13 protein-coding genes and 1 riboswitch are annotated in these 12,149 nt (G+C 40.2%); of the genes, 1 reads left to right on the top strand and 12 read right to left on the bottom strand.

What is annotated here, in order from left to right:
• Window positions 1–9 precede the first annotated feature (9 nt).
• The 11 genes from sleB to MHI16_RS10605 all read right to left on the bottom strand — a co-directional run bounded on the left by sleB (window position 10) and on the right by MHI16_RS10605 (window position 10,469).
• Window positions 10–921, bottom strand: a complete 912-nt coding sequence (gene sleB / locus MHI16_RS10555) for a spore cortex-lytic enzyme (RefSeq protein WP_268465967.1) — start codon at window positions 919–921, stop codon at window positions 10–12.
• 134 nt (window positions 922–1,055) lie between these two features.
• Window positions 1,056–1,712 (bottom strand): glutamic-type intramembrane protease PrsW, encoded by a 657-nt coding sequence (prsW, locus tag MHI16_RS10560; protein WP_169057080.1) that lies wholly within the window; start codon window positions 1,710–1,712, stop codon window positions 1,056–1,058.
• Window positions 1,713–1,867: 155 nt separating this feature from the next.
• Complete coding sequence (locus tag MHI16_RS10565) at window positions 1,868–2,839, bottom strand: YpdA family putative bacillithiol disulfide reductase (protein WP_058014797.1); 972 nt, start codon at window positions 2,837–2,839, stop codon at window positions 1,868–1,870.
• A 122-nt stretch (window positions 2,840–2,961) separates the two neighbouring features.
• On the bottom strand, window positions 2,962–4,236 hold the full coding sequence (locus MHI16_RS10570; RefSeq protein WP_058014796.1) for a Glu/Leu/Phe/Val dehydrogenase: 1,275 nt from the start codon (window positions 4,234–4,236) through the stop codon (window positions 2,962–2,964).
• 195 nt (window positions 4,237–4,431) lie between these two features.
• The gene (locus tag MHI16_RS10575) at window positions 4,432–5,013 is read right to left on the bottom strand and encodes a genetic competence negative regulator (RefSeq protein WP_058014795.1); all 582 of its coding nucleotides are present in this window, start codon (window positions 5,011–5,013) and stop codon (window positions 4,432–4,434) included.
• 165 nt (window positions 5,014–5,178) lie between these two features.
• Entirely contained in the window at window positions 5,179–5,967 is a 789-nt protein-coding gene (locus MHI16_RS10580) for a metallophosphoesterase (protein WP_058014962.1), read from the bottom strand.
• 87 nt (window positions 5,968–6,054) lie between these two features.
• On the bottom strand, window positions 6,055–6,507 hold the full coding sequence (locus MHI16_RS10585; protein ID WP_058014794.1) for a DUF2663 family protein: 453 nt from the start codon (window positions 6,505–6,507) through the stop codon (window positions 6,055–6,057).
• A gap of 64 nt (window positions 6,508–6,571) precedes the next feature.
• Complete coding sequence (locus tag MHI16_RS10590) at window positions 6,572–7,333, bottom strand: LysM peptidoglycan-binding domain-containing protein (protein WP_058014793.1); 762 nt, start codon at window positions 7,331–7,333, stop codon at window positions 6,572–6,574.
• Window positions 7,278–7,919, bottom strand: a complete 642-nt coding sequence (locus tag MHI16_RS10595; RefSeq protein ID WP_058014792.1) for a CPBP family intramembrane glutamic endopeptidase — start codon at window positions 7,917–7,919, stop codon at window positions 7,278–7,280. The genes MHI16_RS10590 and MHI16_RS10595 overlap by 56 nt, the downstream gene beginning before the upstream one ends.
• A complete protein-coding gene (locus MHI16_RS10600; RefSeq protein ID WP_058014791.1) occupies window positions 7,916–9,424 on the bottom strand; it encodes an ATP-dependent DNA helicase RecQ in 1,509 nt (502 codons plus the stop codon). The genes MHI16_RS10595 and MHI16_RS10600 overlap by 4 nt, the downstream gene beginning before the upstream one ends.
• On the bottom strand, window positions 9,417–10,469 hold the full coding sequence (locus MHI16_RS10605; RefSeq protein ID WP_058014790.1) for a helix-turn-helix domain-containing protein: 1,053 nt from the start codon (window positions 10,467–10,469) through the stop codon (window positions 9,417–9,419). Before MHI16_RS10605 ends, MHI16_RS10600 begins: the two co-directional genes overlap by 8 nt.
• 267 nt (window positions 10,470–10,736) lie before the next feature.
• Between MHI16_RS10605 and MHI16_RS10610 the strand changes: the two genes are divergently transcribed.
• Window positions 10,737–10,985: a ferredoxin gene (locus tag MHI16_RS10610; RefSeq protein ID WP_003215700.1), complete on the top strand. Its 249-nt coding sequence runs from the start codon at window positions 10,737–10,739 to the stop codon at window positions 10,983–10,985.
• Between the two features lie 34 nt (window positions 10,986–11,019).
• On the opposite strand, the gene MHI16_RS10615 is transcribed toward MHI16_RS10610, so the two are convergent.
• Window positions 11,020–11,601 carry an ECF transporter S component gene (locus MHI16_RS10615; protein WP_012010414.1) on the bottom strand — a complete coding sequence of 194 codons (582 nt, stop codon included), beginning with the start codon at window positions 11,599–11,601 and terminating at the stop codon, window positions 11,020–11,022.
• Window positions 11,602–11,745: 144 nt separating this feature from the next.
• Window positions 11,746–11,877, bottom strand: a riboswitch (FMN riboswitch).
• Between the last annotated feature and the right edge of the window lie 272 nt (window positions 11,878–12,149).

The following is a 12,149-nucleotide window of genomic DNA, read 5'->3' on the forward strand; positions in this document are numbered from 1 at the left end:
CACCTCTTTTTATTCGCAGAAAATATGTTTCCCGATGCGTTTAATTTGTGGTCTTCCCCAAATCCATGGACTTGTTGCTGTATCAGGATTAAAGTAATAGACGGCACTCTCAGAAGGGTCCCAGCCATTAATGGCATCAAACACAGCTTTTTTTGCAGTTTCATTTGGTGACATATAAAATTGGCCATCCGCCACAGCTGTAAACGCAAGCGGTTCAAAAATAACACCTGCGATTGTATTTGGAAAAGTCGGGTTGTTCAATCGGTTTAAGATAACGGCAGCGATCGCCACCTGTCCTTCATACGGCTCGCCCCTTGCTTCGCTATAAACCGCTTGTGATAAGAGCTGAATATCATTACTAGAAAAACCACCTGGCATGTTGGCTGCCGTTTGTTTCGGTGTTTGAGTTGCTTGCTGATTGCCTGACTGTTTCGCAGGCTTTCCAGATGCTCCGCTTTGACTTTTTTGATTCTCTTTTGCGCCTTGAGCTGTCTTTTTTTGTGAGCTTCTTTTCGCAGGAGCTTTTGTTTGCTGATCAAGAGGCTTCCCGCCATAATGGGTAAACTCATTCCCCTTTTGCAGCTGCTGCTGAACAAAGTCTTTATAGTATTTTGTCTTTTGAACTAATAGGCTTTTTGTTTGTTTACCTACAAGTCCGTCTACTTTCTTTACACCATATTGACTTTGAAAGTTGCGTACGGCCCAGTACGTCCCCCAGCCATATACACCATCAATTTTGCCATTATAAAAGCCATTGTATTGGAGCCGTGCTTGCAGCTCGACGACATCTTCTCCTGTTGCACCTCGCTGGATAACTTGACTGGTGAAGGCTTCACTTTTTTCAGCTGTCATCAGTGAGGTTGCGAGTAGAACGATTGAGAAGATAAGGACGATTTGTTTCATGAAACGAGCTTTGTCCATATTTGATCCTCCTGTACTTTTGATGTTTGAATATATATTTCTTCCGATCCCTATTTTTATACATTCATCACAGGAGAGAATGGGATGAAAAGACAAAAAAAACGCCCTATCAACTGATAGGACGTTTTTCCACATTAAATCTGCACCATTTTCACGGAACGAGCCTTTTTTGCTTTTCGCAGGCCAAACCACCATAAAAAAATCATGAATGGCAGCATGATATATCCCCAATTTTTCATCCCTAACAATATAAAATCATAAAGGCCGTGAAAAAGCACAGGAAGCGTTAAAGAAAGGATCAGCCATTTGCGCTGCTCCTTTTTTTCAGAGAAGCGGGCTTTGCCGATATAAAACCCCATCACAACACCGAATAAAGCATGACTTGAGACGGGTAATAAAGCACGAGTAAACGCATATTCAACCCCGTGACCGACCAAATAAAGAATATTTTCAAGTGTTGCGAAACCAAGTGAGACACTTGTTCCATATACAATCCCATCATAGTGTTCGTCAAATTGGGCATGCGCATAGACGCTGACCATTAAAATAAACCATTTTAAAGATTCCTCTAAAAAGCCCGACGTCACAAATGAAATCAAGATAGGGTTCGTTGCGATATGCTCCTCTTGAAGGACATATTGAATAAACATGGTTGGAAACACAAGAATAACGCCTAGCATAAAAGATCTGATGACCATGTGAACCGGCTCATTGTCGTATTGATCTTTCAAATAAAAATAACTTAAAAGTGCGATGCCGGGAGCTAATCCTGCTGAGATGATTGCGATCATAACCAGACCTCTTTCCCTACATTATCCTTCATTATCGTACCATGATTTACCCTTTTTTTATATGACTCGAGCCCATTTTTATGAAAATTACTTTCTATATAATCCCATTTTATATCAAAAAGAACCGAATCCCTTAGAAGGATCCAGTTCTTTATTTATCCGTTCATTCTTTTGTTGATTTCTTCTGCAATAAGCCCCCCATGAAATCTTCCATTTTCAATGAAAATTTCATTGGCATTGTTTCCAGCTGCAATCACTCCTGCGATGAAAATACCTTCTACATTTGTCTCCATCGTCTCTTCATCAAATGCTGGACGACCTGATTCTTGATCAATTGTCACACCCATTTTTTCTAAGAAAGAATGATCTGGATGATAGCCTGTCATGGCAAAAACATAATCACTTTTCACTCGCTCTGTTTGCTCTTGCTGGTTAGTAAAAATCACTTCTTCTTCTGTGATTTCCTTCACCTGCGCTCCAAACTCCATTCGAATCGTTCCATTCCGCACAAGCGCTTCAAACTCTGGCAAAATCCACGGTTTGATGCTAGATGAATATTCAGTGCCTCGATAAAGTACAGTGACTCTGCTTCCACATTTCACAAGTTCTAGCGCAGCATCGACACTCGAGTTTTTCCCGCCGATCACCGTTACATCTTTATCAAAGTATGGGTGTCCTTCTTTAAAATAATGATACACATGTGGAAGGTCTTCTCCTTTAACGTTCATATAGTTTGGATGATCATAGTAGCCAGTAGCAATCACGACATAATCACATACATAGTCGTCTTTTGATGTGCTCACGGTAAAATGACCGTCTTTTTTCGTCACAGCGTTCACTTTTTCAAAAGCATGTACACGCAGGCTTTTTCGTCTGACTACTTCTCGATAATAAGAAAGTGCCTGGATACGAACGGGCTTGCGATTTTCAGTAATAAAAGCGACATCACCAATCTCAAGCTTTTCACTTGAACTAAAAAAGGTTTGATGTGTTGGGTAATGATAAATACTGTTGACGACATTCCCCTTTTCAATGACAAGTGCATCAATTCCAATTTGCTTGAATGCGATGGCAGCTGATAGCCCGCATGGGCCGCCTCCTATTATGATCGCTTTTTCTTGTTTCATTTGTTCCACTCCTGTCGTTTCAATGCAATAACAATTGCTAGCTGTTTATGAGTTGTTCCATTCCATAAAAAAATCTCCTATTTAAGGATAGGAGATTTTAAGGCACGATGCAAATGAGCCGCTTAAATCCAGCCTCTGAATCGAGAAGCTTCAGCCATTTTACGTACGCCGACCATATATGCAGCAAGACGCATATCGATGCGGCGATTTTGCGCCATTTCATAAATATTATTAAATGATTTCACCATCATATCTTCTAAACGAGTTTCGACTTCCTCTTCAGTCCAGTAGAACCCTTGGTTATTCTGCACCCATTCAAAGTAAGAAACCGTTACACCACCCGCACTCGCAAGTACGTCTGGGACAAGCAGTACTCCACGATCTGAAAGAATTTTGGTTCCTTCAAGTGTCGTTGGACCATTTGCTGCTTCTACGACAATTTTAGCTTTAATGTTTGCCGCGTTATCTTCAGTGATCTGGTTCTCAATGGCTGCAGGTACTAAGATATCACAATCGAGCTCAAGCAGCTCTTTGTTTGTGATGGTATCGTTAAATAATTTAGTAACGGTTCCAAAGCTGTCACGTCGGTCAAGCAAGTAGTCAATATCAAGACCATCTTCATCGTATAACCCGCCGTAAGCATCTGAAATCCCTACGATTTTCGCTCCGGCATCATACATGAATTTAGCCAAGTAGCTTCCTGCATTTCCGAATCCCTGTACGACAACACGTGCTCCGTTAATGTCAATTCCTTTTTTCTTCGCCGCTTCTTTGATGCAGATCGTCACACCTTTTGCTGTTGCAGTATCACGTCCGTGTGATCCTCCAAGCACAATTGGTTTTCCTGTAATAAATCCTGGCGAGTTAAATTCATCCATTCTAGAATATTCGTCCATCATCCATGCCATAATCTGAGAGTTTGTAAACACATCTGGTGCTGGTACATCTTTCGTTGGACCAACGATTTGACTGATTGCACGAACATAGCCGCGGCTTAGTTTTTCAAGCTCCCTAAATGACATTTCTCTTGGATCACAGATAATACCGCCTTTTCCTCCGCCATAAGGAAGATCCACAATACCACATTTTAAACTCATCCAAATTGAAAGCGCTTTTACTTCTTTTTCAGTAACGTTCGGGTGGAAACGAATACCGCCTTTTGTCGGTCCGACAGCATCATTGTGCTGCGCACGGTAACCAGTGAAAATTTTCACTGATCCATCATCCATTCGTACTGGAATTTTCACAGTTAATAGACGAATTGGCTCCTTCAGCAATTCATACACTTCTTGCGGATACCCTAATTTGTCTAGCGCTTTATGTATGACGGTTTGAGTTGACTTTAAAACATCTAGCTTATCTTCTGCGTTATGAGCGGCGTTTTGATCGGCTGCCATTAAAATAAACCCCCTAGAAATCTTTCATGATCTACTGCTCCCTTTCAAGCAATAGTATACACCTTCGTACTGGTAAAGCAAAGGTAAAAAACGTTTTTTATCAAAATAAAATATCAGCGTTTATAAATATAAAAAGGATATAAAAAAATACTGTTGTTTCATCACAACAGTATTAAATATAATAGAAAAAAGTGATTAAAAATACATTTGAATCGTTTTCACTGCATCATCTTGCATGATCACTTTTCCGTATTCTTTTAGTCGATGGATCGTTAATGTCGTAGGAGAACCGAACTCCGCTAAAATGGAAATGACGGTATCAGCAGACAGTTCTTCAAAATCATCTAGGCTGAGAAAATATTGACCTTCATAATGGTAAACTGTACCCCCTAAAAGTCCAATACGACTTAAACTATGGGACAGTTGAATCACATCTTCAAACGAGGCAAATTGATAGAGCACATGATGACTCTCGTCGAGCTTGACTTGCATCTCAATGTAATCTTCATCAAACTCTTCATCATCATCCTCATCCTGCTGACTCTTTGTGACAATGACGACCATCCCCTGCGCCTGAAGTGAAAATACTTCAACAGCAATCGGTCCACTCGCTTCAAAACCGAGCTCCTGATTCGCTTCGTTCATCATGTCTTTAAACAGTTGATGGACTTTGAACGAATCTTTCCAAAGGTCTTCTTTCGTAAGACCCCGGTCTGTCAGGTCATCTAGTGTGAGAAAAATTTTGATTTTATTATAATTCAGACGCTCCAGTCGCATAACGTTCCCTCCTGCCTCTTCTAAACACACATCATACTGTAGTATATGAGATGATGAGTCATAGGTTCTTAATTTTGTATTCAGTTTACACTGTGTCAAGACGGAAGACAAGCATGAAGCTATGCTTCCGGTGACTTTTATGGAAAATACTGAGGGCGCAGCAAGTTATCGCGTTTTGACAGGCATTAAATAGATCAGATGAGTTTCTGGTTCTGCCCCGAGACGCATTGGAATCTTTGTTGTTCCATAGCCATTACTAATGAGAAAAAATGCGCCTTTGACCTGACCTGTTCTTCCTTTTTCATACGGACCAAATTTCCCAATTCTGATCTGACCTCCATGCGTATGACCGCTCAGAACAAGGTCGATCCCCTCATCTTCACTCATTAAATGATGTATATCTGGGTTGTGTGATAAGAGAATATTTACGTCATCTTTTACAAACTCAGGTCGTATCGCTTCATAATCCGCCTTTTCAAGCCGAATATCGTCGATGCCTCCAATTTTGATTGGCTGTCTTTCGAAATCCCACACAGCTGTTTCATTTTGTAGAGTCGTCACATCGCAAGCATGAAGAATCTCTTTAAGCTTTTGCTGGTGCAGCTCGTGATCATTATTTCCCCAAACAAAATAAACGGGTGCAATTCTTGATAAACGTTTCACATTTTCTTCAATTCTGGCGTAGGGTACACCTTTTTCTGCTAAGTCCCCGCCTATCATAATGACATCCGGTTTTTCTTGTGTGACTTCCGCTAATAATGAGTCACTAATCAGCCGCCGGTGTGTATCAGAAATAAAGAAAATCACTGCTGGTCGATCTGATTGAAGTGCTTCTATTGTAAAGTAATGCTTTTTGATGTTGTTTTGTTTTGCCGTTTTCACCATTTTTGCCGTTACACACACACCTGTTGTAACAGCCGCAATGGCGGCAGTAAATCCGATGGCATATTTCATCATAAATGGCTCCCTTGCATATGTGTCGTTCATAAGACGCTTGAATGAAAAAAGACGTTTCAACTATTAAAACGTCTTTTTACACATTTATTTACTTTCATAATAGAGATTAATGTCATATTGCTGCTGCATATAGTGAAAAACCGCTTCACGCTCTTTCCACTGGTCTGATTGCGGCCATAAGTCTGTGCTTTTTTGTATAATCTCACATCTGAGGCGATGATATTCATCCTCAGCCTTTTCTTCTTTTTTCTTATAATAATAAGAAGCATAAAAAGCAAACACCTCAGCCATTATCCAAAATAGAAAAACCTCATGACCGAGCAGTGTTGCAATCATCGCTTCTGGCTGAAGAGAGCCTCCCTTATTTGCCGTTATCACAAAATAAAACAAAAGAATCGCCAGTGACAAAAGGGCTGTCCATTGCCACCTTTTGCACTGCTTGGCAAAGCCCTCATATTTGTGCTTTCTTTTGATCAATGTTTCCATCATTTTCAGTGTCGGCTGATCCATATAGCGGCTGATTGCGTGCAACGTCATCACATACACCCTGTCCCTTTTTTCTACATATGTATGTGCTTTTTCATTCGTTCATGTCAGGTAATTAGTTTTCCAATGGAATGTTGAGCACTTGACCACTGTATACACTGTTCCCATTTAAATGATTGTAGGCTTTTATTTTCTCTTCACCTGATCGGCTTTTGTAATATTTCATCGAGATTCGATACAGGTTTTCCTCTGGTCCAACAGTGTGCTGCACGACACGGACTGGCTTTTCTTCCTGCTTCTTTTTCTCTTCGGCTTCTTTTCGTTTTTTCTCTTCTTGCTGTTTTTGGAGAGCTAGCTGCTGCTGTTCACGCTTTTTCGCAGCTGCGGCTTTTTCGCGCTCTTTTCTCTCTTTAGCAGCTTTTTCTTTTTTCTTTTGTTCTGCTTTTTCTTTTGATCGCTGCTTTTCTTTTTCTTCATCTTTCTTTTTCTTCTCTTCATCAGACGCATCCGCTTTATCAGCGGTTGCGTCATTTTTTGTTTCGGCTAGTGCTGACGGAACTGGGTCTGTGTCAGCACTTGAGGTTTTATCAATGTATACACCTTGATTGTTATTATCGTTAATTTCCTTTGAAGTGTAGTAGATCAATAGAAAGAAAACAGTGATGACGATGATTGGAAAAATAATAGCCAATGTCGTAAATAAAGGATTGCGCACTTTTTTCGTACGCTGCTTCTTATATTCATGAAAGTCTTCTCGCGTAGGAAAGTGAGAGTCATCAGAAGGATGTACTTTTTCTTCAAGAATTTCCTCTACATTGTCGTCATGATTGTTTGTCAGCTGCGCCTTCTTTCTCTGCATTCTCGACATTTCTTCCATGTTCATCCCTCCCCTTATATTTCAAACGAATTTGACAAGCAAAGACTAAGTCAATGACAAAATGTGTCATGACAGGAACAAACAAATTCCCCGTCCACTCGTATAAAAGTCCTAAAAAAATACTAATGGAAACCACGAGGATAAACAAGAGTATTTTTGATAAATAGCGAAAGTGAAGAAGCGCAAACACGATGCTGGCAATCTCAAGTCCAAATTGCTGTTGAACAATTCCGCGAAATAGTATTTCCTCTGAAAAGGCAATGAGAAGTGCTAACCAAACAATATGCGGGATGCTTCGGTTTTTGAACATCTTTTCATTTAAACCGCCATCATCATACATATGAGCAGGAAACACCTTCATGACAATTGCATCCACAATAATGACGAGCAAAGCACCGCCAATTCCATATGTCAGAATGCGCATATCACGAATCTGCCAAAGGGCTGTAAATTCCGTCCATTGATCGAACATAAATATGCCTAGTAAAAAAGAAACGATAAGCATGAGCAACTGAGTGAAATACAGCTGTTCTACGACTTGTCGATCGGTTAATTTTTCAATGATTCGGCGATGTTGTTCAATCAATGCTGCGCCTCTTTTGTCAGATGAAACATACGATCCAGCACAGTCTTCCAGTGTTTCATTTCATTCAGCTCCAATGATTGTTCTTTTTTTTCATAATCAGACAGGTTCAGCCCGCAAGAAGAGCAGCAATAATCAGAGGATTCGCGCTCTGTTTGATCAAACTGTTCGTGAAAATATGATAACAGAGATTGTCTAAAGCAGTCATGATCCATGATCAGCTCTTTAAATTGCCACACTTTTCTCAGCTTTTCTGTTTGTCTGTCCTGTAATTTTTCTTTTAGATTCATAAGGATTGCCAGGCGCTGTTCGGACTCATGCATCATGTAATAATGCGTCAGCATTCTTGCACGCGTCTCCTGAAGCCCTGTTTCCATCAATCGTTCACGTAATTTTTTTTCATCATTTGTCTGCATTTGTGTCAGTTGGGCTAAATAGAAATCAATTTCTGGCTCGTCAAATCCTTCTGCTTGGATCAAGTGTTGCTGAATATCTGCATCTTCTTCTGTATATAGAAGAATGCTCACACTGTTTTTCCCGTCCCTTCCCGCTCTTCCAATCTCTTGCATAAATGCTTCAATCGATTGCGGAGGGCTCATATGAATGACAAATCGGATATTCGCTTTATCAATTCCCATGCCAAAAGCACTCGTACAGCAAATGAGATCAAGCTGACCGCTGATAAATTGCTGCTGAATGAGCATACGGTCTCCTGCATCCATTCCGCCATGATAAAACTCAACACGCTGATTGGTTTTTTGTTTCATACAGAGAGCAAGCTCTTCTGTCATTTGCCGGGTTGGGCAATAAATAATGCCTGGTCCTTGCAGAAAATCCGCAAGCTCAATGGCCCGTTTCTCTTTTGCTTCTTTCGATTCGTGCACTTCTTTGACTAAGGCAATGTTCGGACGGTTGACAGAATGAATATGAAAGTCTGGATGCTGTAATCTTAGCGTTTGTACAGTATCTTTTAGTGTTTGTTTCGTTGCTGTAGCTGTAAGAGCTAAAGCCACAGGATGACCTAACGCTTCTCTCCATTCTCCGAGCTTCGAATATTCAGGACGGAAATCATGCCCCCATTCTGATATACAATGCGCTTCATCGACGACAAACAGACCAATACGCATCGATTTGAGCTGTTCAAGCAGCACTTCTGACATTAATGCCTCAGGTGCGACAAATAGAAATTTATATGATGGCAAATGCCGAATGATATGTCGCTTCTCCTGAAAAGACAATGTGCTATTAAGCGCCGCCACTCGTTTTTCTCCGCGCATTTTCATTCGTTCGACTTGGTCCTCCATAAGCGATAAAAGCGGCGAAATAATCAGAACCAACCCGTCTGTCATATAACCGGGAATTTGATAGCAAAGTGACTTCCCTCCACCAGTAGGCAGCATGGCAACCGTATCTTTTTGTTGCAGTACACTTCGAATAATGTCCTCTTGACCTGCTTTAAATGTGTCATGGCCAAAGTATCGCATGAGCGTCTGATGAAGCTTATCCATTTGCTTTCACCATCCTTGTCAGTGCCAATCGTATTTGAAAATAAGTAAATGGATGCTCGAGTTTTTCTTTAATCAGCTTCATTTTATTTGTTTGCAGCCCTCTGGCTACAGCAAGGATCTCCCGCTGCTCTTTTATACTCACATAGGGATCTATTGAAAAGCTTGGCTCATGTATCGACAGCTCCACGATATGATCTTCAATCGTTGCCTTTTTTAATGAACGAATGTGAGCAATTTGTTCAATATCAAATCCTTTTTGGACAAGCTCAAGTGTTTTGTGAGTAGAAGTTGTTAACACGCGTTTGAATTCAAGGTCACCTACGAGCTGCTGCAAAATCGGCGCCTCACCTTTTTGGGCAGATTGAATAAAATAATGGAGTACATTCCAAAAAAGTATGTACACATACCACACATCTTCTTTCATCCACTCCGCCATTTGCTGATACGTACGCCCGATTCGTTCATTTGAGGTCAATGAGTAAACAAAAATCAGTGCCTCTTGATCACTTAGGTTGATTAGGAGGTGTTCTATTTCATGATGCAGATCTTCTGAAAGCTTGCTTTTCTGCTGATGCTGTTTCAAAAAAGACTTCGTCCAGCTTTGAACCGAGACATCTCTTTGTATTGGAACATATTGATGCGATCCAGCCATATGGTGAGAAAGTACTTGTACAAGTAAAGAGAGCCTCATCCATAGCATCTTTGCTTTATCATGGTATTTGGCACCATGAAAATAAGCAGGCATCGGTTTTTCAGAAAAATGCTGGTGCAGCATTTGCTTCCCTGCTTCAGTGATGCTGAGTGTCTCATCGGTTTTTCTAATGTAGTGCTTCTCTTCAAGCTTTAAAGCAGAACGATTCAGCTGATCCCTCGTAAACCCCGGGTAACAGCCGAAGTACCTGGAAAGCTCAAACAAGCTGGCGTCCTGTATGGTTTGTGATGATTTTTTTCCTTTAAAAAGATGGTAGACAGCACTAATGGAGCGTTCGCCGTTCAATTTATATACGCTGTCCATTAACATGACATCCAAATAATGAAGAGTCATTCATCAAAGCACCTGTCTTCCTGACAAAATTCGAATATTTTCTCCCTTTATTTTAACAGATTTCATACAAGAAGAAATGTTTAAACTCAATTTATGGGGGAAAGTTATGAACAAACCCTTATGTGATAAGCATTCTCAATCACTTTACAGTTGAAATGTGAATTTAAAATCATTACAATAAGGTTTGAGGAAATCGTTTTTTATCGGTGAAACTAAAAAGGTTAAACCATGTGTTCCATCGAACTATTTGGGAGGTATTTTTTTAACATGGCAAAATATACAATTGTAGACAAAGACACATGTATTGCTTGCGGTGCATGCGGTGCAGCTGCTCCAGACATTTATGATTATGATGATGAAGGCATTGCATTTGTTACGCTTGACGACAACCAAGGGACTGTAGAAGTTCCAGAAGTACTTGAAGAAGATATGCTTGATGCATTTGAAGGATGTCCAACTGACTCAATCAAAGTTGCGGACGAATCTTTCGAGGGTGACCCACTTAAGCATGAATAGTATAAAAGCCCCTTATGCAGGGGCTTTTTTTATATTAACTATTTTGAAGTCGGCGCTTATTTTCAAACCATGGACGCATTTTCACAAAAATGAAGCTAAATACGATGGTAATGATGATTCCTTTAATAAAGTTAAAAGGTAAAATCCCTGCTGTAATGGTCGTCTTGAGCGCATGATCTGATAGTTCTGGTGCGTTTAAAAACCATGTGTAAGCTGGCAGGAATAAGAAGTAATTTAAAATGCTCATCATCACAGTCATAAGTAATGTACCCATGATCATTGACCAAGCCATTCCTTTTGCTGATTTAATTTTTTTGAACATAAAGGCGACTGGTAAGATGAATAGTGTGCCTGCAATGAAGTTCGCGACTTGCCCAACTGGAACGCCGGACATACTGCCTTGAATGAGATAATGCAGAACATTTTTTAATGCCTCAACGGCAATTCCTGCACCTGGCCCATAAATTAAAATCGCAATAATCGCTGGGATATCGCTGAAATCAATTTTCAAATACGCTGGAAGCCCTGGGAAAGGGAAATCCAATAAAATTAACACGAACGAAATACTGCTAAGCATACTGGTGACGACTAAACGTTTTACTTTACTTTGATTCAATATTCTCTCTCCTTTTCGATCAAATCTTTCGAAAAGAGGATTGTTCAATTTCAGCCACAAAAAAACCGCTCATGAAAACAGGAGCGGGGAATTTAGGCTAGACAAATAAACGTGTGAAAAACCAAGTTTTCAACGTTTACGAACCTCCATCTTCTCCCATCCAGACTATACTGTCGGCTTCGGAATCACACCGAATCCTGCCAAAAAAGGCTCGCGGGCTTAGAGACTATGCTCATCACCGCCGGTAGGGAATTGCACCCTGCCCCGAAGATTGATCATTATTCAATTCGACATCATTATATATGATATATGAGCATTTGTACAGATAAAAATCCTGAGCAATTTCATCAGTTTTAAGAAATCGCAAAAAACTTAAAAATTATAATGACAAATGCGAAAAAATTGGTTATCTTTTGTTTAAAGGTGTCCATTCTTGATAAAGACACCAAGAAATGTTCGTGTTTTCTTTTTCGCTTTACTGCTTTAATTTGATTGACACAGTGAAAAGGAATATGGTAAATTATCAGATATTTATGACGTTTATTTTA

It is taken from the genome of Bacillus sp. FSL K6-0923, assembly GCF_038630825.1.
Taxonomy (GTDB): Bacteria; Bacillota; Bacilli; order Bacillales; family Bacillaceae; genus Bacillus; species Bacillus pumilus.

What these genes read in the sequence shown, in the direction of transcription:
- sleB (WP_268465967.1), bottom strand. Translation starts at nt 921, where the DNA reads ATGGACAAAGCTCGTTTCATGAAACAAATCGTCCTTATCTTCTCAATC.
- prsW (WP_169057080.1), bottom strand. Translation starts at nt 1,712, where the DNA reads ATGATCGCAATCATCTCAGCAGGATTAGCTCCCGGCATCGCACTTTTA.
- MHI16_RS10565 (WP_058014797.1), bottom strand. Translation starts at nt 2,839, where the DNA reads ATGAAACAAGAAAAAGCGATCATAATAGGAGGCGGCCCATGCGGGCTA.
- MHI16_RS10570 (WP_058014796.1), bottom strand. Translation starts at nt 4,236, where the DNA reads ATGGCAGCCGATCAAAACGCCGCTCATAACGCAGAAGATAAGCTAGAT.
- MHI16_RS10575 (WP_058014795.1), bottom strand. Translation starts at nt 5,013, where the DNA reads ATGCGACTGGAGCGTCTGAATTATAATAAAATCAAAATTTTTCTCACA.
- MHI16_RS10580 (WP_058014962.1), bottom strand. Translation starts at nt 5,967, where the DNA reads ATGAAATATGCCATCGGATTTACTGCCGCCATTGCGGCTGTTACAACA.
- MHI16_RS10585 (WP_058014794.1), bottom strand. Translation starts at nt 6,507, where the DNA reads ATGACGTTGCACGCAATCAGCCGCTATATGGATCAGCCGACACTGAAA.
- MHI16_RS10590 (WP_058014793.1), bottom strand. Translation starts at nt 7,333, where the DNA reads ATGGAAGAAATGTCGAGAATGCAGAGAAAGAAGGCGCAGCTGACAAAC.
- MHI16_RS10600 (WP_058014791.1), bottom strand. Translation starts at nt 9,424, where the DNA reads ATGGATAAGCTTCATCAGACGCTCATGCGATACTTTGGCCATGACACA.
- MHI16_RS10605 (WP_058014790.1), bottom strand. Translation starts at nt 10,469, where the DNA reads ATGACTCTTCATTATTTGGATGTCATGTTAATGGACAGCGTATATAAA.
- MHI16_RS10610 (WP_003215700.1), top strand. Translation starts at nt 10,737, where the DNA reads ATGGCAAAATATACAATTGTAGACAAAGACACATGTATTGCTTGCGGT.